Genomic DNA, 21794 nt, shown 5'->3' with positions numbered 1-21794 from the left:
AAACAGCATTTGACCGCTGAGGCCCCTTTTTACTCCTTTCAATATATCCAATTCATTCAAAAGCACCTCTTTGATTCATTCTCATGGAATAACAATCCCCTCTTTCAAAAAAACCGAAGGTTTGTTAAGCCTTTCTGTGTTCATTTGTTCTCAACACCTATGAAAGGAATTCATATGAATCTCAAAACACTAACACAAGCACCGGCTCTTCTTTGTACTATCTGCTTTATCTCCGGCCCCTTAGCTCATGCATCGGCCGACACGCCGGCTCCGGGAGCTGCAAAGGAGTCAGATTCGGCAAAAGAGAAGGGGTTTTTGACTTTCTCTCCTCCCCAGGGATGGCGGATGGCCGATCAGAAAGATTTACCCAAATCCGTAAAGCTGATGGTTGTAGGACAAGGCAGTTTCGCATTCCCTCCCTCGATCAACTTAGGAACCGAAAAATTTCAGGGTACGCTCAGAGAATACCTTGGGATGATCAAAGAGATCAACAATGCTCAAGGGGCAGAGTGGAAAGATCTCGGGACAATCAAGACAATGGCCGGGAACGCCAGCCTCTCGCAAGTTGATTCAAAAACGGAGTGGGGCGATGTACGCATGATGCATGCCGTCATGGTGAGAGATGGAAACGCCTACATCCTGACATGCGCAGCTCTTAAAGAAGAGTTTTCCAAGTTCTACAAAGACTTCTTCAGCTCGATGCGCTCCTTAAATTTCACGAATGACCCCATCCGCTCGCTGACCGGAAAAGAGCAGAGAGAGGAAATGATTTCCCTTCGAGAGGACCTTCAGAAGAGCTTCAAGCAGCTAGCAGATCAAAACCAAATCGACCTGCGAAAAAAAGAAAAGGCCCTAGAACTATTTGAAAGCCCCGAATTCCAACAATCCGTATGGACACCCTTCAAGGAGAAACTTAAAAAGGACTTTGCCGAATATGGCAGTGAATGGCAGAATGAGCTCCTCCTCTATGTGAGGGAAGATCTAATCCAAAAAAAATAAGCGCATCCAGTTCAATTGCAATAACTTTAGAACAACCCAAAAAAATTGGATAATCTCAACAAAAAAAAATTGCATGAAATAAATCACTATGTGATAAGTGACTTTCAAAAGCTAAATTGACCTGAGTCAGAATTTTAAAGGAGAATAAGAATGAAAATGTTCAAGCGAATGATAGCTTCGACAGCGCTGGCAGCGATGCTCTTCTCATCAGCCCCTGTCAAAGCTGATTGCTATGACTACACCGGAGGATGCGGCTACGAAGAGTGCAGAAGAGCTTCCTGCCTGGCCCCATGCATCGCACTTGGCACAATCGCCCTTGTCGCCATTGTAGCTATCGCAGTGCAGAAATCCCACCACGGACATGGCCACAGCCATTAATCTCAGTGAAAACATTCGAATGTTTTATGAAAAGGGCAGTTTATGCCCTTTTCTTTTTTCTGCTGATATTCTCCGGTTGCTGCACTAAAAATGTGGCATGGCAATTCGATTCTTTTTGTGAAAGAACCTGCAACGGCTTCAAAAAAATCAGATATGTCGATGCCAACATCTGCAAGAATCTCGAAGTTGATTTCATTCTTAGCTCAGAAGGGCTGCGAATGTATATCAGCATCCTCTCGATCCCCCTTAGGTCTTCACCCGGCGCTCCTCAAACAACAGAGTGCAAACTTCACTACGGCGATGGTGCCGAAGACACCATCCAGCTCTCTAGACTAGAGGGCGGCCAGCGCTTTTTAGTTCCTGACGATGCAATGCACACAGTCATCGACAGACTCTGGGCGGGAGACTCCGTGGTCATCAAGCTCGGCCGCTACGAAGGAATCTTGGTGAGCGACAATTTTAGAGCGGTTTATCAGGAGCTTCTCAACAAAAGCTCTTGCTCTGTCAAAGTGCACTGGTCTTCATTCTCCCTCCGTTAGTCCAACTCTTTCCTCACAGTACTCTCCTTACCCCAATCTTTTAATTGATGATTTGCAAACTACCGCGAATCATCAACACACTCCTCTTTAATCACATTTATTAAAAATAACAATTTAACAAAACCTCTCACCAACCATTCTTTACACAATATTAATAAATATTCATTATACTTAGCTTTTTGAATTTATTTTTATTACATTAAAACAGTAATCTCATGAAAATATTTAATATTGAAAGCAAATGCCGCCAAATTTCAGCAACCAAGCAAGCGCTCGTTTCCGCTTCGATAAATGAAGATCTAGGCTCTATTGCCCGGGCTGTTCGCCATCTCGATAACACTCAGCTGTCAGGATTTGCTGTTATCTTATTTAAGATCATGTCTGTTGTTATCCGTCTATTCTTTGGCAATCCTGCAAAAATCAATAGACTTCTTAACGAAGACAAACACACAAAAGAAATTTTAAAGTGCTCAAGAAAATTCTCGCAACTAGCTGATTTTCAAAAGCACATAAAGCACCCTTTTATTATCACCGCCGGAAAAGTCGATACTATCGCAACTCGCTATCAGCTGAAGGCCTACAAAGCCCGAATTTTCTCGCAAAGGATAGATGATTTAAAAACCTTGTTCAGAGCCCCCTCTTCCGATAATGAGAGGAAAGCATTGTACAGTTCGACACCGGAAAAGTTACTGAAGCTACTGCGCAACACAGCCGATATGTACGCCCCGCCCGAGACCCAAGTAGAAATGACCGCCCAAAACTTCGACATTTGGCTTACAAAACTATCCGCATTAAAAGACGCCTATGGAATGAGTGCGCTTGATCAGTTATCGGAACTTTACAAAAAGAAGTGCAACGTATTATTTGAAATCACCCGATTGAGAGTTCTACAGAACAAGCTGTCTTCTAAGGAACTAAATGAGTCTGTCGAAGAATTAACCAAAGAATTTATTGACACCACCAAGACTTACCCTCCCCACGCCGAGATCGAAAGAGAAACTCTAGGATCGATAATTTCCAATGCCTTGGCCTCATTAGAAGAAAACACCCTCTCAAAAATCGATTCGCTCGTAAAAGACCTAATAAATAGCGTTTACGATGAATTTGCCCTACACCAAGTTTCAGCTGAAAGACTCCTCCCGCTAATCCCTAAAGAAGAGATAGCAAAGCCCCTCAGTGTGACAATGATTGGAGCTGAGTTTACAGGTTTTGTTAAAGAAGGAGGTCTTGCCGAGGCTCTAGAAGGCATGACAAAAGGTTTAAAAGCACAAAATCAAGAAAACAAAGTACGAGTAATCCTCCCAAACTTCAGCACCTTCCCTGCTTCCATAAAGGAGAAAATATCGCTTAATCCCCCGCTTAATTTTCAAACAGCAGAGGGAGTGGAATATTCTGTCTCCATACTCAACCAGGATGGAATTGATTTCTATTTGATCAATCATCCCTGCTTCAAGCTCAAAGGTGAAAAGGCCAGCATCTACGGCCCTGACGATGAAACGGTAAAAAGGCGCTTCGTTACCTTCACAAACCTTGCTGCTGACTTGGCTAAACGCACCCCTACTGACGTAATTCACCTGCATGACTGGCACGTTGCAGGAGTAGCACTCAAATTAAAGAAAGAAAATCCAAAAAACTGGAAAACCGGAACTGTCCCCCCCATTGTTTTCACCTATCACAATAACTCAAGAGGTGCTCAAGGAAGGCTTTCATCGAGTGGAATTTATAATTACGACTCTGTCGTTCAAGGTTTAATCGAAGCAGGCATCGCGAGCGAGAAGGTCAACGTATTTGCTGAAGTACTTAAAGTTGCTGACTGCGTGACAACCGTTTCTGAAACATTTGCCATCGAAAGTCAGGAGGTCGAAACGGGAGAAGGGGTATCTTTCGCTGTGCGTGAAGCTGCCAGGATGGGCAAGTTAACGGGGATCATCAACGGAAGCAACCCTCACAGCTGGAATCCAGAGGAGGACAATACGCTCAAGCACTGGAGAGGCTCCGATGGAAGTGAAATTGATTTAAGCTATCATCCGAATCTTTCACCATTGAAAATTTCATCAAAAAAAATCTTTGGCTAAACGCGAGCTTCAAAAGTGGATTCAGAGACAATTCCCCGAAAATCAATTCGACCCCACAAAGCCCATCGTGACCTTTATAGGGAGATTTGATTCCAAACAAAAGGGGCTTGATAAACTTGAAGAGGCAATCGATGCAACACAAGCGGCGGGTGGGCAATTCATCGTCATGGGCTGTTTGGAAGATCAAAATGCTACCAAATTGCTTGACAGTTTGCAGGAAAAGTACAAAAACACAGTTCTTTTCATCAGAGATTATAAAGACGCAAACGGGCGTCTTCATTATCAGCAAGGCGATCAGGAACGCCCGGGTTGTGCCTCTCTCATCAGAGCGTCTTCAGATTTCATTTATATCCCCTCCAAGTTCGAGCCTTGCGGTCTTGTCCAGTTTGAAGGCTGGCTCTTTGGATCGCTGGCAATCGGATCTGACGTAGGAGGTCTTGCTGACACTATTATCTCGCCGGAAAAGGACGCATGTGCCTTTAACGGTTATCTTTTCAATAGGGATGACAAGAAAAATTGTGCGGCTAATACGATTCAACGAGCCATCGAAACTTTTGTCACTCTCTCGGATTGTGAAAAAGGAGCCCTAGCCAAGCGGTTGATCGAACAAGGAAGACAATATAGCTGGACCACATCCCCTGTCGGCCTCTCCCCGATCGATAAATATCGGTTGGTCTATGCGCAAGCCAAAAAACTATCCTCAAGACGCTCTCAGATTCAGAAGCCTACCGCAAACATTCTGGAAAGACTGAATCAAATCAGAAACAGAATAGCTCCCCCTCACTCCAAGCAAAGAGAAACCAACCTCAAGGAAGAGGCCTATTTAAAGTATTTGAGCTCTAAGAATCCGCAAGAAGAGATGCTTGAAAAGCTGTTTTTGGATCTTCCTGTTGATTTACGCACTCAAGTTCCCTTGCCATACGGACGAACATGCAAGATCAACCTTCACAAATCCCTCGGCGCTCACCAGATAAATAGAGGCTTTAGGTTCGGGCTTGATGCTCCGAATGCAAAAGAAGTCAACTTAGTTCTCGTAGCCGCAGATGGAACTGAAAAGAAGCTACCCATGATCCAAGATTCCAAAGGCATTTGGAGGCGCAAAGTTATAGGGATCTCCCCAGGGAGCTTCTATCAATACGAAGTCAATGGCGTCAGGAAACTTGATCCATACGGGAAAGAAGTGGCCAATCATCCTGCGCCGGAAAATGCGCCTTGCTCTGTAGCAGTTAAGAGCAACTACAGGTGGAAAGATGCGCAATGGATGAAAGAGCAGGTAAAGGAGCGACCTGCCGATAAGCCAATCAGCATCACCGAGATCCACCCCCTCATTTGGAAGAAAAAAAAGGGCGGGTATTTAAATTACCGGGAACTGGCCCCTCTTCTTGTTGAACACTGCAAAAATGCAGGCTTCACCCATGTCGAACTGATGGGAATCTTAGAGCACCCTGACGTACGTTCGTGGGGGTACCAGGTATCGGGATTTTTTGCGCCCACCAACAGAATGGGATCTTCTGATGATTTTAAATTTCTTGTGGATCACCTGCATAGCAACAATATTGGCGTCATACTCGATTGGATTCCCGCTCATTTTTGCCGAGACAGTTTTGGACTTGCGCATCTCGATGGCAGCAACCAGTATCAACCCTGTGGCCTTTCCGCCTTTTTCGCTGCCAGAACCTGGCTGTACCAATGGGGAACCTATTTCTTCGATTTTCGCAAACAGAACGTGCGAAATTTCCTATATTCAAGTGCCATGTACTGGATAAAGGAAATGCATATCGATGGACTAAGGGTAGACGCTGTGAAATCGATTCTACTCAGCGAAAACGGTAATGAAGGCGCAAAATTTTTCAAAAATTTGAATACCCAGATCCACCGTGAATTCCCACACGTTATGACTATAGCGGAAGACTACTCCAGCAGAATAGACACCACTTCATCCCCGGCAGTCGGAGGACTGGGCTTCGACTTCAAATGGAATATCGGCTGGAAAAATCATGTGCTCGACTACTTCTCGTTAGCTCCTCATGACAGAAAAAAATCCTATAAAACGATTACCAAAGCAGTAGACTCAGATAAATTTCACAAAATGATCCTGGCTATCTCGCACGATGATCTTCAAAAAAGCGCGAAGGCGCTCATCGCCAAAACGCCTGATCTCAGCAATGAGGACAAATACAGTAACCTGAGAGCCTTTTTTGGTTTGCTGACGGGAATGCCGGGAAAAAAGCTGATGTTTACGGGGTCTGAAATAGGATCCGATAAAGCGTTTGACACTCTTTTTGATCAGGAAAACGGACTTTTCGACCATGCTCCTAGCGAGATAGAAGAAAAAAACCTGTTATGCCTGCAAAAGCTCAACAAAATCTACAAGAGCGAACGGTCTCTTTGGGAAAGTGATGACAACGGCCACGATCTGGTCTGGATAGAAAATGATGATCCGGAAAGGCGCATCCACGCCTACAGAAGGGTTTCTGAGAAAGGTGGATCTGTCGCTTGCATCCATAACTTTTCAAAGGAAAAAGCGAAAAATTTCTTCGTTCCCCTTCAGAGCAAAGAGATCGAAAAGGAACTTCAAGAAGAGGCTCTTTTGATAAAAGGAGAGATGAATGTTTCAGCCCCCCATCATTTGATCGAATTTGAAAAAACGCAACTCGAGCTATTAAGTGGTTACCCACACCTCATCAAGAGCCTTAAATCGCAAAAGCTAATGGATAAATATTATTCAGCTCTTTTCTTAAAAAATGAGAAGCTGAGCAAATTTTTGGCGCAAAATCACATCAACATGCCTGCTGTCTCGCCTAGGGAAATTTTCAACTCGGACAGCAAAGAATTCGGCGGTTCAGGCATTTGCAATGAAAATATAGAGGCTGTGTTTGATTCAACTGGGAAGGCGCTCGGATATAGAGTCCAAGTTCCTCCCCTCAGCACACTATTTATCAAGGAGCAGGCTTACTCTCCTGTTGCTTCAGGCGCACCAGCGTCATCTGCTGGACCCTGCCATCGGGGAAGTTGACCCGGGCCGGTGCCTGGTCTTCCGTCAGGTTGTACAGGCCTGTTTCAATAATGGGAGAATTTTCGTTATTGGCAATTTTCCACGCTGCCCTGCCAGTCTTCTCATCCACCGCTCCCTCCGTCTCATAGGTCTGGTCGGTCGTTGAGTTGTAGTAGGTGCCTGCTATGGTTCCACTCTTGCTCAAAGCCAGCTGCAGGTAAATATTCGGTGTCGCCTGCGTATCGCCGTCTTTAGAAAGAGCAAAAACCCCAAGCGGAAGCCAGTCTCCGCTTGCCGTTTCCCCGGCAGGGGACGCGCTTTCGATCTGCTGATTGCTCTCTAAATAGCTCGGCCCTCCCGTTTGCTGAACGGGCTGTGCGCTGCTTGACGAAGCCTGCTGCTGACTGCCCTGAGTATACCCTTGTGAATACCCTTGAGAATAGCTCTCTTGGCTGCTTGAGCTACTGCCATAGTAAGGATAGTACCAGTCGTCGCCATATCCGTAATAATAGGGCGTCCTGTTCCAGCCAAGCCATGCGCCAATGCCTGCCGCTGTAGCCACACCCCACCAATTGCCGTTATGATTCCAGTAACCCGGGTACCACCCGTGCTGATTCCAGAAATTGTCATGGAACCAGTTATTATGATCTGGATGGTGGTTATACACATCATTGCGGACATGATTACCCCAATCAGAGCGCCTGTCTTGCCGATTGTCGCGATTTTGTAGACGCTCCTGAGTATTGGCCCTGTTGCCAAGATCCCTCTGGCCGCCCTCTGGCCTGTTACTTAGAAACTGCTTCACCTGATCCCGTGAGGCATTGCTCGCGGCAGGCCTCTGACCCTGCCTTGCACCTTGGTTGGCAAACTGCCCCCGATTGATATCGGAAGGTCGATTCTCCGGCCGTTGCACGCTTCTTGTCTGCATATTGGAGGGTCGGTTATAGCTTCTCGAAGGGTTGCCGGAGAAACTGGAGCGGCTCATAGACGGACTGCGGTTCATTGAACGCCCTCCACCGCCTCGCCCGCCTCCTCCGCCGCGCGCCTCGGCGTAGCCCACCATCAAAAATGAGGTAGCCACTAACAACAGTACAATCTTTTTCATGATACCCCCTACCCTTTTACTCTTTTGACCGTCACAGGCTCGATGTCAGGCAAAAGCTCGCCGCCGACTTCCCGTCCGGTTGATTCCCATCGATAAGTGTCTTTGTCGATCGGAGTGTAGATATTCGTGGCCGAAGCCTTGCTGCCATCGGCAAGAGTGTGGGAGGTTTCAACTACCCAGCTATCGCCCTTCTTGTGCCAGATTCCCTCGCCAAATCCTCCGTCGGAATCAAATACCCAGGAACGGATGCGTTCCTGACTTGGATCCCAAGCGATCAACTGCCTTCCCTCCAATTGGAACACCCCTTCACTTACGAGTGTGAATTTCTGGGTGATAAAATTTTTGTAGCGATCCCAGGAAAACTCCAGGGAATTTTCAGATTCTTCATCTTCATCGATCCAATTCCCGATCATCCACTCGAGCTCTTTTAAATGCTCATAGTTAGTGGGGGCATCGCCTTGCTCGATTTCGCTGACTTTTGCAATCAGCCACTTACCATCGTTTTTTTCGAAAACTGCTTTATAGACAGTTTTTGAAATCTCCTGACCGCCCTTGGTCAACGTTGCAACGCCCGACTGAACGGCGCTGCCTGGTTCCGGAAAGGCGATGTTGTTCACTTTCAGCTCGATTTTGGCATCTCCCCCCTTTGCAAACGCGTAGGAGTATGCTTTTTCGATCGCATCCCTTCCCTCGTGGATGACGCCGAGATCAGGACGGACAAACTCCCCGTCTTGCGCCCACAGGGCTCCAATCGCTTTAATATCCTTTTGATTGTATGCCGTCTTGTACTGATCGGTTCTCTCCAGAATTGCCGACTCTTCCCCTTTACCCTGCTTGTCGCAGGCCACTGCGATAAGAAGGAGGAGCGACACCGGTAGATAGTAACGCCAATGCATATGTTCACCCTCTTGCTGTTGATGATAAGCGGCTGCTGCCGAACAATAAATTGTCAGCTGGCTTGCCCCCTGCCGCTTTAGATTTTACGAGGGGGATACCACAAGCATTTCAAAATTATGTATTGGAGCTGTCTCTTGGATGAAACCCAATTTTTGAGATACCTTCGGCATAATTTTTTAGCGGTGAGACGAAAGGGGGAAAAAGGACAAAAGAGATCTCGCCGCAAGACACCTGTTTTACAAAAAAAACTATATACCAAAAACTGCGGCGAAAATCTTCATTATTTAATGGAGGGGGTCCTAAGGAGTAGAATCCTCCTTAGGATATGACTCTTAGGCCATTTGGGGTACATGCTCTTGATAGCTAGCGCTTTCATCAAGATTGTAGTAGGTCACTGTGCGTTTGTCCATATCGACAACGTAGTGGGTCGCCCCAGAATCGGTTGCATCCTTTAAAAAATCGAGGTAATGCGACTGTTTAACGGCATGATCGATCACGGCTTGTCTTAAACCCTCTTGAGAAAATGACTTAGATGCCGTCAAGGGCTGATACCCCTCCATTCCCTTCTCTTCGTAGGATCCAAACGACCCGGTATAAGTCGATGAGTAATATCCCTCGAAGTGAACCGTGTAGGAGGTAACCCCAGCATTCTTGATCGCCTCAAAGGTCTTGGGATAAGGCCATTTGTTCTCTTTAGATTCTTGCAGCACTTTTTTCAAAACTTCCATTGCTTACTCCTTTTCATGTAAGATTAGGTTTATTATTTTCTTGAATGAAGACATTTGTTCTTTCGAAAGCATCGCGAAGAACTGGCGTTCGTTCTCTTCAGCTTCTTCAATTAAAAGGGGCACCAACTCCCTCCCTGACTTCGTCAGGGCAACCACCCCTGAGCGCTTATCTCCTCCTTCCTTATGGGTGAGAAGTCCGCGCTTTTCCAGTTTATCAACCAGTCTCGACACCGAAGCCTTGTCCACTTCGATATAGCGGGAAAGTTCATTGATGGACCGGGCACTGTCGTCATAGACAGAGACGAGAACACACCAGGCAGCGATTGAGATATCATACGCCGACAGACGCTCTTCAAACCTTAAATGAACACGCTGTCGAAGTTTGTTGATCCAATACCCCACGTGCTGTCTAAGAATATGGCGACTCATAAACCCCCTCCTTTTTCTTCATTATAGTTGATTAAGCAACAGTTGTCAAGACAACGATTGTCTACTGTCTTTTATGAACGCCCCGCCTTGCTCCGCGCGGAGAGCTGTGTTCCTGTAGTCGATATAGCGCAGCATCTCCTGGGGCGTAAGCCTCTGCTCATACTTGGAAAAAAATGTGCTAAGGCTTTCAACCTCGGCGCAGCCGGAGTCGTAGCTACAGTGGAACACACGCTCTTTATCCACCGCCAAAGCCACATGTGTGATCATCCGCTTGCTCTTTTTGCTTGAGACAAACAGGATATCTCCCAATTGTAGTGTGGTCGAATCGGCTTTTAGATAGCGGAGACGGCTATAGCTGAAGAGTTGCCTCGGCATATCACCAATAAAGGTGACAGAGAGATCAAACCCCAGCGCCCGTTTAAAGATATAGTGGATGGAAGTTAAGCAGTCGGCGAAACTTGGCGCCTCCTCCACAAACGCCTGACGCTTATAGGAGGCACTCGCCTGCAGGTCAACAATAGCCTGCAAAGCCGGCTGCTCGATGAGATGAGGGCAGCGGAAAATGGTGATACTGAACGGAAAATTCCTTTGGTGTGTTATGGATTTATAGGCTGGATTTCATCTCATACAGCTTCTGATCTGCCGATTCAAAATACTGATCGACGAAAAGCAGCTTTTGCCTGAGGCGTCTCCCCTCCAGGGAGGTATTCTCAAGGTGATGGAAAAACTCCCCGAACAGGTTTCTATAGATAAGAAGCAGGTGGGCGAGGTCGTACACTTTCTGCTTTTTAACCTGATGCTCTACCTCTTCCTGAGAAGCTCTTTGTACAAGTGCTAAGAAATCCTGAAGGTAGACTTTCAGATCATTGACATCAAACTCGATCTCCCGCTCATGCTTGCGCGTCTCGCGGCGCGTGACCCAAAGCTCAAGCTCTTTTGTCACATAGGTGAATTTATTCATCCTATTGAGGTGGCGCCTCTCCTCTATTCCTCCGGTGATGCCAAAGTGATTCTTTATGATCTCTTGGAAAAAAGGAATCTCGTGGAGTATGTGAAACTTCCAGTCGGCACGCAGCATCTTGGAAAGGATGTCTCCGGTATATTCTATCGCATGCGGGTTTGTGGAGCCCAGCTCATTGATCTCGCCCAAGTGGTCAAGCAGCTTTTCCGCCCTCCCCTTCACCATCCCATAAGTGGTAAGCGGCTGTCCCATTTCATGGAGCATCTTGTGCACTGCGGGATCGAAGGGAATTTTTTCGGGTGGCTGAGGACCCTCTCCGGCCTTGGCGATGGCAGCTTTTATCTGGTCATTAAGCTTCTTCAAGTTCTCCACTTCAAACTCCAGCTCGAGCAGCTGCTTTGCCTGCTGTGGCTCCGGAGCGACGATTCCCTCGGTAAATCCCCATTTAGTCCCGACATAGGGGTTCGGATCTGTTTTCAGTATGAGTTCGCGATAGCGGGCCACTGTAGAGCCAAGCGAAAGGATCTCCGAGCGATATCCCTTGACGACCTCATTAATTTTATCCTTGCCGCCGGGTTCGCTCAAATAACGAACTTTTTCCTTTTTTAAGACACGGGATTGATGATAGTGCGCTCCATAGAGGGCTTTGACATAGTCCCTGAAAATCTCGAGCGCGTATTCCACACTGACCGTGTGCGACAGGGCACGCATGAGTTCTTGGAAAAAGGAGGGTTTGGGACGAGCGTTCATCTGCCCAAGCTTAGCGTAGAAGTACACCCTCTTATATTTTTGGCGCTGCCCTTCTTCCAGTTTTTCTAAAGCTTGGTAGTTGTTTAGCTTCTTTAAGGAGATATTGACCTGATCTTCGATTTGCAGATAGTCGACAAGGTAGCGGGAACATTTTTTGTGCGAACTCTTAAGATACTTCTCGAGCCTCTCGAGGTTTGAGACCAACGAAGAGTCCAGTACAGGGAGGAAAGAGTCGGCGAGCGCCTTGACAACTAAAAAACCGCCCTCTTTTTCCCGACACGCCTTTCTATACTCTTTCAAGACGTTTTCGAGGCGTTTCAAAACGAGAATGGAGTCTTCTATGTGGTGATAGAGGAGGTCTTTGAAAAAATCGATCGCCATGAGAAGATCTGATGTCCAGCCCTCAAGGCCGGTCTGATCCACCTGCAGGAAAAGCTCTCGCACGCACCCTTCAAGCACCTCGATATAGTTTAAAAAACTCTCTTCGACCTTGAACCTGACATGCTTCAGCACCTCGTCATTGACGAGTTCATCTTCGCGCTGTATGGCTGAGCGAACGCGCTTGGAAAAGCCTTCTATTGCATCGGAGAGTTTGAGCCTGAGGAGCTTACTTGGTTCGAGCATCGGCGGAGCGATACCCTCCTTTCCTGTCGGAAAAGATGCTAAAATTTCCTGACCGAGCTCCGCTTCTTTATCTTGAAGGTAGTGGTCCAACTGTTGAACAAGCGACTGGTCGAGGACTACAATCCTCTGGAAGTCAATAGCTTGCCATGACATAGAATTCTCCTCGATAGTGCGCTCTTCATGGCCTTTTCACTTTATCACTCTATAACCTTTGCTGCAAATCAAAAACTTAGAAAAAAACCACAAATTGAGCCCTCTCACTTTTATATAATCGATGGTTGATGTGTCGTTAAATTTGGTGTCCATATCAAAGAAGGCTCCTTGAGCCCGGTACGGCTCCGGCTGCTTTGGCCGAGGAAATAGTTATAGCTGCACATGCTCCCCCTTGATCAGAGGTGAGTAAACCTGCTATGATTCACTACACCCAGGCGAATTGGATTTCTAAATGTACACCGAAAGTGCTTCTAAATTTGGCTGTTGGCCAAGAGAATGCTCTCGCGACCGGAAGAGTTTAAGTCACCTAATATTAGAAATAAGAGTTGATTTACAGTCTTTCAAACCCAGGTATTATCAAATAGAAAATCATAACCCCCTTCGCTGAAAATATTAGAGGTTATATGCAAAAAGGCCCCCACCTGGAGTTTTGCTGCCCAGGCTGCAAAAATCCCGTTCCATTCTCTGTGATCAACCTAGACAAACAAAATTATTTAGTTCCCTGCCCATCTTGCAAAAAGAAATATGTGTTCGATGATGAAGTTCTCGTCCGGCAACTCAAAAAATTCTCCAATCTGTGCCTTGCCATCCACGAATCGGAAGAAATTTTAGGAAACTCCTCTATTGGCATCCAGCTGGGCAAGGAAGAGGTAAAAATTCCTTTTAAGCTATTGTTAACCCGGCTAAGCTCCACTTTAGATCTAATGATCGGGGAGATGCCTTTGACAATCGTTTTCCGGATCGAACCTTCCGATCTTAAGACACAATCATTCTAAGCAGCCCCAACGAGGAGAAAAGGACTATGAGCACACTGGACAGCTTAAGCAAATCGACCGTGATCGTGATCGACACCGGAGACATCGATGCCATTAAAGAGTTCTCTCCGCGGGATGCTACGACCAATCCCAGCCTGATTATGAAGGCTGCTTCCAAAGCTGAATACAAGCACCTCATCGACGAGGCTGTTGAGTTCGGTAAGAAAAATGCCAAAGGCAAAGACGATGTTCTCCATCAAATCTTAGATAAACTCTTCGTCAACTTCGGCCTTGAGATTCTGAAGATCATCCCCGGCAGGGTCTCGACCGAGGTGGAGGCACGGCTTTCCTTTGACAAAGAAGCGAGTTTGAAGAAAGCCCGTCACCTAATCCAACTCTATGAGCAGGCTGGCATACCGCGAGAGCGTGTATTGATCAAGCTAGCCTCCACGTGGGAGGGAGCCGCAGCGGCAAAAGAACTGGAAAAGGAAGGCATCCACTGCAATATGACCCTGATGTTTTCACTCGCGCAGGCAATCGCATCATCTGACGCCAAGGCAACGCTTGTCTCTCCCTTCGTTGGACGTATCTATGATTGGTACAAAACCAACAGACCTCTCGATAAAATCGAATCGCCCGAACTCGATCCCGGCGTCATCTCGGTCGCCAACATCTACAACTACTACAAAAAGCACGACATCAAGACAGAAGTGATGGGCGCATCTTTCCGCTACAAAGAGCAAATCACCGCACTCTCCGGCTGTGATCTCTTGACCATATCCCCTCAGCTGCTCAAGGAATTGAAAGAAGCAAAAGATGACGCGCCGAAAAAACTCACCGTCGAAGCAGCAAAAAAACTGGGTTCGGAAAAGATTGAGATGGAGGAGAAGCTGTTCCGCTGGATGATGAACGAAGATCCCATGGCCACGGATAAGCTCGCTGAGGGCATTCGCCTGTTCTATCAGGACACCAAAAAGCTGGTCGACTTCATCAAGAAGACATACCAGATCTAAGAGGCTGCCCAGAGGCACTTTATACCGAGAGTGCTTCATAATTTGATTTTTGGCAAAGAGAAAACTCTCGCGATTGAATGATCGTAAGCCACCTAATATTAGAAATATGAGATGACTTTGTATCCTTTCAATCCCGAGGCTTTCTCAAAGCCAAAATCCCAAGTTTTGAGATACTTTCGGTATAGATATAAGAAAAAAGGCAGGACAGCCGGGAGGGAGGTCCCGGCGCCTGCCTAGCTCGCCTATTAAATTTAGTTCTTAATTGCTCTTGCCATGCTCATCAACGACGCATTCGCTGCGGAAACGACCGATGTCGTCATTTCAGAGAGCTGGGAGAGGTTATTCATCAGAAACTGCATCTCGAACATCTGACCGATGCTGATCTCTTCTGATTTTTTCGTTTTAATTTCGACAAGTTTCTCTTTGGCCGTCTTCATCGCGTCATTAATGACCGATTTCAACATGTCAAATTGAAAGGACTCATGATCTGCCATACACACCACCTTTTGTGCATTTATATTTGTAGACTAATTATTAATTCATGAAATAAAAATTATCTTACATTTATATTAATGATCGATATAGAGAATATTAATATTTTGTAAATAAACCAATTAATTTCTTACATCACCTCAGCCAAATCCCCTGCATTTTTATTTTTTCTGGAAGAAAAAGAGCGGATCGCGCAAAATGAGTGCTTACTCAGTGAGTTGTTAGTCATGCAAAAAAGAAGCGACCAAAAAATTGAAACAAAACGGATGATCTTGGAGGCGGCGATCCGCCTCTTCGGCCAGAGAGGGATCCTGAACACAAAAACGGCCGCCGTTGCCCAGGAGGCGGGTGTGGCCCACGGCAGCGTCTTCTTGCACTTCAAAACAAGAAGCGAATTGGTGATTGCCGCCGTAGACCAAGTCGCAGTCCATCTCTCTGCAAAATTTTCGAGCCTAAAAGAGTGCTCGAATCTGAAGGACTTCCTGACCACCCACTTGGAAGCCTTGAAAGAGTGGGAGGACTTTTACCGCTGGCTGATCATCGAATCCCCTCTCTTAGAAGAAGAGATCGGGCACAGGCTGGTGTTTTTACGCTCGGGCATCAGTGCCTATTTCAGGAGCGCTCTACCCAAGGATCCCGTCAACGAACCGTCGTTCCTATTCAACACCTGGATGGCGCTTTTACACTACTATCTGATTGAAAGAGCCCTCTTCGTGAAAGACAAACCCTTCATTGAACACGGTGGCGAGGAGCTCGTTAACCGTTACCTAAAACTCATCCACAACAAGGAAACTAGATGAATACTCAATGCCCAAGCTGCCTATCGTGCGGCATGCCTCTTGAAGATAAAAAAGACAGCAAACTCGGCACCGATGGTAAACTCTATTGCGTATACTGCCTGCGGCCGGATGGCTCGGTGAAGAGCTATGAAGAGATTTTGGAAGGTTGCGTTTGCCATCTCCAGCAATCTCAGGGCTTGGACCCAGCCTCCGCCCATGATATTGCGGATAAAATGCTAAAGAGCCTTCCCTTCTGGACTAATATGCTGAGGGAAGATAAATGAGCCTGCTTCTTCAACCGACTACTGTCGGAGGGATGTCTCTCACCACCTCCATTGTGGCAGCGCCCATGACCAAGTGCCTTGCCGATCCGGTCACACATATTCCAACAGATACCATGGCGGAGTACTACCGAGTACGCAAGGGACTGTTCCATATTGCCGAGTCCTCCTCTGTCAATGCTGCCCAGGCCTATCCCGGAACTCCGGCGATTGCAACAAAAGAGCAGATTGAGGGCTGGAAAAGGGTGATAGATGCGGTGCACCAAAATGGAGACCGTATCTTTATGCAGCTCTACCATCCCGGGATGATGGGGCGCCCCTCCCTAAGTGGAGGAGAGATGCCCCGCTCCCCTTCCGGTGTAGCTCCGCTGAAAACCGTAGTACCCAGATCGGGTGGTGAAAAATACCTCGCACCCATCGAAATGACTGCCGGTGAGATCGCATCCGTTGTGAACGACTTTCTTCAGGCAGCCAAAAATGCTCTTACAGCCGGCGCAGACGGGGTCGAGATCCATGCCGCATCAGGCTATCTCGTCAACACCTTCTTGGCCTCTTCCACCAACAAACGACAGGATGCGTATGGAGGAAGCCCTGAAAAAATGTGCAGGTTTGCTCTCGACATCATCGACACGATCGGGAAAGCGATCGGATATCACAGGGTGGGCATCCGTCTCTCGCCTGTGCCGCTTGTCAGCATGGGTGACCCGGGACAAGGGGGCAATTTGAAAGAGGAACCTCAAGATCAGGAGGTCTACGCGACACTTCTTGCAGCGTTGCAGTTGAGAAAGATCGCCTATGTTCACTGTTCTTCAGATGGGGAGAGGGAGAATCAGGGACTGCTAGGCGAGCGCGTCAGCGACTTTTGTCGAAGACACTTCGATGGAGTACTGATCGGTGGAGGCGGCTATTCCATTGAGGAGGCTGAAGAGCGTCTCAAAAGTGGGAGTTGCGATCTGGTGTTCTTCGGCAGGCCCATCTTAGCCAATCCCCGCTTCGTTCAAAAGGTACAAGCCAAAGAACCACTCGTTCCTTTCGATCCGGCGATGATCGCCACCCCTCCCACAGATTGACACTTCAGGGCAAAAAAAAACCGGGTATCTTGAAGATATCCGGCTTTGTGATCGATAGAATTCCGTTGGGAGTTATTGCTTGATGGCCCTTGCCATGCTTAGGAGCGCCTGGTTGGAAGCGCTGACTACCGAGGTGGACATCTCGGAGAGCTGAGAAAGGTTGTTCATGACCATCTGCATTTCGAACATGTCGCATATGCTGAACTGGTCTTTCTTCCCTTTAATCGACTCAAGCTTTTTCTTAGCGTCCAAGACTGCAGTTTGAATGGCATCAAAGAGCGACTGCACTTCAAAACCTTCATGAACTACATCTGATCCGCCAAATTTACTATTCTGGGCCATATTCGCACTCCTTAGTTTCCGTACCGGTTGAAATCACTATTACTTTATGGCGGAGGGGCAAGTTTGCCCCTCCTCTGTTTTTATGCCGCTGGAGCAGGTCCGGGAGGAAGAGTCTCTTCGAAATCGAAGGCTAGAGCCTCTTCATGTTCGATGTCAACGAACTTCTTCACCTTGTTGTGGTAGTCGAAGCCCGTACCGCCGGGTATGATGTGCCCCATGATGACATTTTCCTTAAATCCCATCAAGTAATCTGATTTACCAGCACAAGCCGCATCCGTCAAGACCCTTGTCGTGTCTTGGAAGGAGGCTGCCGAAATAAAGGAGTCGGTGCTAAGCGACGCTTTGGTGATACCGAGCAGAACCGGTGCTGCCTGAGCTGCTTTTCCGCCCTCAGCCGCGACCTTCTGGTTCTCACGCTCGAATTCTTTCTTATCGACCTCTTCGCCGTAGAGCATGCTCGTGTCGCCCGGATCTGTGACCCGGATCTTCTTAAGCATTTGACGTACAATAATCTCAACGTGCTTGTCGTTGATATCGACACCCTGGAGTCGATAAACTTCCTGAACTTGGTTTACCAGGTACTTCTGCAGCTCACGCACGCCGCAGATCTCCAAGATTTCGTGCGGGATGACAACGCCGTCTGTCAGCTGTTGCCCCTTCACCACGTGGTCGCCTTTTTGGACGATCAAGTGCTTGGTGTGCGGGATAAGGTGCTCCTCTTCCATGCCGGAGACCTCGTCACGAACGACAACGATACGCTTGTTCTTCTGCACGCCACGGAAGTCGACAACGCCGTCGATCTTGGCGATCTCGGCGGAGTCTTTCGGCTTCCTCGCTTCGAAAAGCTCGGCGACTCTGGGGAGACCCCCCGTGATGTCCTTCGTCTTCATCATTCCTCGGGGCAATCTGGCGAGCAGCGTACCTGCTGTAGAATAAGCTCCCTCCTCAACGGAGATGATGGCGCCCGAAGGCAACGGATAGGTACCGACGAGTTCTTCAAACTTCTTGTCAGCGTAGATCATGATCTGCGGATGCAACTCACCACGGTGTTGCTTCACAGTCAATTCGACCTGACCGGTCTGTTTGTTCACTTCCTTCTCAGTCGAGATCCCTTCCACCAAGTCTTCGTATTTGGCAAAACCCGGTCTGTCGCAGATGATAGGAATGTTGTGCTGTTCCCATTCGGCGATCTTCTGACCTTTTTTAACAGGTTGTCCATCCCCTATCAAGATTTTGGTACCAAGCTCGATGGAGAACGTTTGCAGCGGCTCAAGCGACTTTGTCGAGAGGAGTTTCTTATACTCTTCGATCGTTCTTCCTTCATCGCGCACAATGTTCAGGGCGCCTTTTTTGTTCAGAGCAACCCACTGGCCTTCTTCGTTCTGTACCACTCTTAAGTCGGAGTAGATGACGAGACCCACCTGTTCTGAAATAATTTCAGGGGTGATGGATGCGGACGCGATACCACCGGAGTGGAACGTTCTCATCGTCAACTGCGTACCCGGTTCACCGATGGACTGGGCTGCGATGATGCCGACCGCTTCTCCGCGGCTGACCTCTTTACCGTTTGCCAAGTTGATGCCGTAGCACTTGGCACAGACTCCGCGTCTTGTCTCACATGTCAGTACGGAACGGATTTTCACCGTTTCGATACCGGAGTCGTCGATCGCTTCCGCCTGCAGAAGAGTCAGCACATCGCCGCTCTTTGCCAAGAGCTTCGATCTGTCGCCTGGTTGGTAGATGTCGTCGCAGACAGTTCTTCCGAAAATACGGTCTTTAAGCGGCAGGAGTTCTTCCTGACCTTGCTTAATAGCCGATACTTCGATGCCGTTCAGCGTTCCGCAGTCGTACTCTGTGATGATCACGTCTTGCGATACGTCGACAAGACGTCTTGTCAAGTATCCGGAGTCGGCTGTTTTAAGCGCCGTATCCGCAAGACCCTTTCTAGCACCGTGTGAAGAGATCGAGAATTCAAGAACCGTCAGACCTTCCCTGAAGTTGGAAGTAATCGCCGATTCCATGATGGCGCCCGAAGGTTTCGCCATAAGTCCCCTGAGTGCTCCAAGCTGCTTAATCTGGGATTTGTTACCCCTGGCGCCCGAGTCCATCATCAGGTAAAGCGGGTTCTGACGACCGTCTTCAACTTCTCCGATCTTCGTGATCAAGTCTTCAGACAGAAGCTCTGCCGTCTCAGTCCAGATCGCGATCGTTTTGGAATGACGTTCCCCGTCGGTGATGATACCGTCTTCGTACTGTTTCTTGACCTGGGCCACTTTCTTATGCGCCTCGTCGATGATTTTTTTCTTCATCTCAGGTACGCGCACATCGGATATACCCATCGAGATCGCCGCTTTTGTCGCCTCGGAGAATCCGAGCGACTTTAAGTTGTCGAGGAAACGGACAGTCTCTTCCAAGCCGGCTTTCTTGTAGCACTGCAAGATGAGCTCTCCCATCTTCTTTTTCGGCAGGCTATAGTTCTGGAAGCCAAGCTGCTTGGGCACAATGCGGTTGAAGAGAACACGGCCTGGCGTTGTCTCGATGATACCGGCTTCTGTTCTCAGCTTGATCTTCTCATGGATGCGAAGACCTCTAACGTAGCAGCTCTTGGGGTGATCCATGTCTTTAACGAGATCGGAATCGCCTTTCTGCTTGGTGTACCAGTTGTAGCTGCCACTTGCCTGAAGGGCTGTCAGAACCTCGTCTGAATCCTTGAACATTTTGGTTTTGCCGCCATGCTCTTCTTGGACATAGAGAGGGTCGCACATCAGGTAGTAGAGACCGAGTGTCATATCCTGCGATGGGATCGCTACCGGTTTTCCGGATGAGGGCAAGAAGATATTGTCCGGTGCCATCATCAGAAGTTTTGCTTCGAGCTGCGCTTCCACCGACAAAGGAACGTAAACGGCCATCTGGTCACCGTCGAAGTCCGCGTTGAACGCGGCGCAGACGAGAGGATGGATACGAATCGCTTTACCTTCGATCAGTGTAGGCTGGAATGCCTGGATACCAAGTCTGTGCAAAGTGGGCGCTCGGTTAAGAAGAACCGGGTGTCCCTTGATGATCTCGTCAAGAACGTCCCATACCTCGGGTGCATGACGCTGGATCATCTTCTTGGCAGAGCGGATGGTGTAGACATAGCCGAGCTCTTTTAGACGCTTGACGATGAATGGCTCGAACAGCTCGAGCGCCATCAACTTGGGCAAACCGCACTGGTTGAATTTCAGTTCAGGTCCCACAACGATTACAGAACGGCCGGAGTAGTCGACCCTCTTACCGAGAAGGTTCTGTCTGAAGCGGCCCTGTTTACCTTTCAGCATTTCCGAAAGAGACTTTAAGGGTCTGTTTCCTGCGCCCATGACCGGGTGTCCGTGCCTGCCGTTGTCGAAAAGGGCATCCACAGCTTCCTGCAGCATCCTCTTTTCGTTACGAACGATCACTTCCGGGGTCTTCAGCTTCAGAATTGCTTTGAGACGGTTGTTACGGTTGATAACCCTTCTATAGAGATCGTTCAGGTCGGAAGTAGCAAAACGGCCGCCATCCAAAGGCACTAAAGGACGAAGCTCGGGCGGAATAACCGGCACCGCGCCCATAACCATCCAGTCAGGACGATTCTTGGACGAGAGAAACCCTTCGACAATCTTCAGTCTCTTGGCAAGCTTCATACGCGCTTGTTGGGACTTTGTTTTTCTCAGCTTGTCTTTCAGTTCCACAAAAGAGGCCTGCAAGTCTTCTGCCGCAAGCAGGTCGCGAATTGCCTCGCCGCCCATTTTGGCGTCGAATGCATCTTTGCCCCATTTCTCCTGCGCTTCACGGTACTGCGCATCGTTTAAAAGCTGCTTCTTTTGCAGGTCTGTCTGACCTGGGTTGATGACAACATACTCTTCGTAGTATATGACGCGTTCCAAGTCAGTTGTCGACATACCGAGGATGTTGCCGATGCGTGATGGCATCGTTTTGAAAAACCAGATGTGGACGATCGGCACTGCGAGGTCGATGTGCGCCATTCGTTCACGTCGCACTTTAGAGAGGGTTACCTCGACGCCGCAGCGGTCGCAGACAATGCCTTTATGCTTGATCTTCTTGTATTTACCGCAGGCGCACTCCCAGTCCCTTGTCGGTCCAAAGATCTTTTCACAGAAAAGACCACCCTTCTCCGGCTTGAAAGTACGGTAGTTGATGGTCTCGGGCTTCTTAATCTCTCCGCGGGACCAATCATTTCTTATCACATTGTCAGACGCAATCTGAATCGTCAGCTTATCAAACTGCTTCTGCTCTTGCTCTTTTTCAGTCATATTTCTCCCCTGACTAACTACCTTGCCGCGCCGGAGGCCGCTCTAACCCTTGTGAGGTGGCGGCCTGGCTCCTTGAC

At 48.0% G+C, this 21794-nt stretch carries 19 protein-coding genes; 10 read left to right on the top strand and 9 right to left on the bottom strand.

The genetic code is table 11. The annotated features are described in order from the left end of the window. Positions 1 to 174: 174 nt before the first annotated feature. From ELAC_RS03380 to ELAC_RS03360, 5 genes are all read left to right on the top strand, one after another. A complete protein-coding gene (locus ELAC_RS03380; RefSeq protein ID WP_098037873.1) occupies positions 175 to 999 on the top strand; it encodes a hypothetical protein in 825 nt (274 codons plus the stop codon). A gap of 150 nt (positions 1000 to 1149) precedes the next feature. Then, positions 1150 to 1377, top strand: a complete 228-nt coding sequence (locus tag ELAC_RS03375; protein ID WP_098037872.1) for a hypothetical protein — start codon at positions 1150 to 1152, stop codon at positions 1375 to 1377. Between the two features lie 26 nt (positions 1378 to 1403). Next, complete coding sequence (locus ELAC_RS03370) at positions 1404 to 1916, top strand: hypothetical protein (RefSeq protein ID WP_098037871.1); 513 nt, start codon at positions 1404 to 1406, stop codon at positions 1914 to 1916. A 716-nt stretch (positions 1917 to 2632) separates the two neighbouring features. Beyond that, complete coding sequence (locus tag ELAC_RS03365) at positions 2633 to 3991, top strand: glycogen/starch synthase (protein WP_158227795.1); 1359 nt, start codon at positions 2633 to 2635, stop codon at positions 3989 to 3991. Beyond that, the gene (locus ELAC_RS03360; protein ID WP_098037869.1) at positions 3984 to 7007 is read left to right on the top strand and encodes an alpha-amylase family glycosyl hydrolase; all 3024 of its coding nucleotides are present in this window, start codon (positions 3984 to 3986) and stop codon (positions 7005 to 7007) included. The genes ELAC_RS03365 and ELAC_RS03360 overlap by 8 nt, the downstream gene beginning before the upstream one ends. Here the strand turns inward: ELAC_RS03360 and ELAC_RS03355 are convergent. The 6 genes from ELAC_RS03355 to ELAC_RS03330 form a co-directional block, all read right to left on the bottom strand. Next, positions 6931 to 8091: a hypothetical protein gene (locus ELAC_RS03355; protein WP_098037868.1), complete on the bottom strand. Its 1161-nt coding sequence runs from the start codon at positions 8089 to 8091 to the stop codon at positions 6931 to 6933. The genes ELAC_RS03360 and ELAC_RS03355 overlap by 77 nt on opposite strands. Before the next feature lie 8 nt (positions 8092 to 8099). Next, positions 8100 to 8987 carry a YybH family protein gene (locus ELAC_RS03350; RefSeq protein ID WP_098037867.1) on the bottom strand — a complete coding sequence of 296 codons (888 nt, stop codon included), beginning with the start codon at positions 8985 to 8987 and terminating at the stop codon, positions 8100 to 8102. Between the two features lie 333 nt (positions 8988 to 9320). Continuing rightward, on the bottom strand, positions 9321 to 9716 hold the full coding sequence (locus ELAC_RS03345; RefSeq protein ID WP_098037866.1) for a DUF1398 family protein: 396 nt from the start codon (positions 9714 to 9716) through the stop codon (positions 9321 to 9323). 3 nt (positions 9717 to 9719) lie between these two features. Beyond that, positions 9720 to 10145: a MarR family winged helix-turn-helix transcriptional regulator gene (locus ELAC_RS03340; RefSeq protein ID WP_098037865.1), complete on the bottom strand. Its 426-nt coding sequence runs from the start codon at positions 10143 to 10145 to the stop codon at positions 9720 to 9722. Positions 10146 to 10190: 45 nt separating this feature from the next. Further along, a complete protein-coding gene (locus tag ELAC_RS03335) occupies positions 10191 to 10673 on the bottom strand; it encodes a peptidoglycan amidohydrolase family protein (protein ID WP_098037864.1) in 483 nt (160 codons plus the stop codon). Positions 10674 to 10749: 76 nt separating this feature from the next. Next, positions 10750 to 12633 carry a hypothetical protein gene (locus tag ELAC_RS03330; RefSeq protein WP_098037863.1) on the bottom strand — a complete coding sequence of 628 codons (1884 nt, stop codon included), beginning with the start codon at positions 12631 to 12633 and terminating at the stop codon, positions 10750 to 10752. A 464-nt stretch (positions 12634 to 13097) separates the two neighbouring features. Here ELAC_RS03330 and ELAC_RS03325 point away from each other — a divergent pair, with 464 nt between their 5' ends. Both ELAC_RS03325 and tal read left to right on the top strand, forming a co-directional pair. Continuing rightward, entirely contained in the window at positions 13098 to 13469 is a 372-nt protein-coding gene (locus tag ELAC_RS03325; protein ID WP_098037862.1) for a hypothetical protein, read from the top strand. 26 nt (positions 13470 to 13495) lie between these two features. Beyond that, a complete protein-coding gene (gene tal / locus ELAC_RS03320; RefSeq protein WP_098037861.1) occupies positions 13496 to 14461 on the top strand; it encodes a transaldolase in 966 nt (321 codons plus the stop codon). A gap of 251 nt (positions 14462 to 14712) precedes the next feature. Here tal and ELAC_RS03315 read toward each other — a convergent pair whose 3' ends face one another. After that, positions 14713 to 14955: a DUF5407 family protein gene (locus ELAC_RS03315; protein WP_098037860.1), complete on the bottom strand. Its 243-nt coding sequence runs from the start codon at positions 14953 to 14955 to the stop codon at positions 14713 to 14715. A 225-nt stretch (positions 14956 to 15180) separates the two neighbouring features. Between ELAC_RS03315 and ELAC_RS03310 the strand changes: the two genes are divergently transcribed. From ELAC_RS03310 to ELAC_RS03300, 3 genes are read left to right on the top strand one after another with little or no spacing between them, the layout of a single operon-like run. Continuing rightward, entirely contained in the window at positions 15181 to 15753 is a 573-nt protein-coding gene (locus tag ELAC_RS03310) for a TetR/AcrR family transcriptional regulator (protein WP_143406424.1), read from the top strand. Further along, entirely contained in the window at positions 15750 to 16016 is a 267-nt protein-coding gene (locus ELAC_RS03305) for a zinc ribbon domain-containing protein (RefSeq protein WP_098037858.1), read from the top strand. Before ELAC_RS03310 ends, ELAC_RS03305 begins: the two co-directional genes overlap by 4 nt. After that, positions 16013 to 17083 carry an oxidoreductase gene (locus tag ELAC_RS03300; RefSeq protein ID WP_098037857.1) on the top strand — a complete coding sequence of 357 codons (1071 nt, stop codon included), beginning with the start codon at positions 16013 to 16015 and terminating at the stop codon, positions 17081 to 17083. Before ELAC_RS03305 ends, ELAC_RS03300 begins: the two co-directional genes overlap by 4 nt. 72 nt (positions 17084 to 17155) lie before the next feature. Here ELAC_RS03300 and ELAC_RS03295 read toward each other — a convergent pair whose 3' ends face one another. Next, positions 17156 to 17425 (bottom strand): DUF5407 family protein, encoded by a 270-nt coding sequence (locus ELAC_RS03295; RefSeq protein WP_098037856.1) that lies wholly within the window; start codon positions 17423 to 17425, stop codon positions 17156 to 17158. Positions 17426 to 17505: 80 nt separating this feature from the next. Next, positions 17506 to 21717 carry a DNA-directed RNA polymerase subunit beta' gene (rpoC, locus tag ELAC_RS03290; protein ID WP_098037855.1) on the bottom strand — a complete coding sequence of 1404 codons (4212 nt, stop codon included), beginning with the start codon at positions 21715 to 21717 and terminating at the stop codon, positions 17506 to 17508. Positions 21718 to 21794: the final 77 nt, after the last annotated feature.

Source organism: Estrella lausannensis, assembly GCF_900000175.1.
GTDB classification, from domain to species: Bacteria; Chlamydiota; Chlamydiia; order Chlamydiales; family Criblamydiaceae; genus Estrella; species Estrella lausannensis.
The sequence above is the reverse complement of the archived record's forward strand: the minus strand, read 5'-3'. Positions and strand labels throughout refer to the sequence as shown.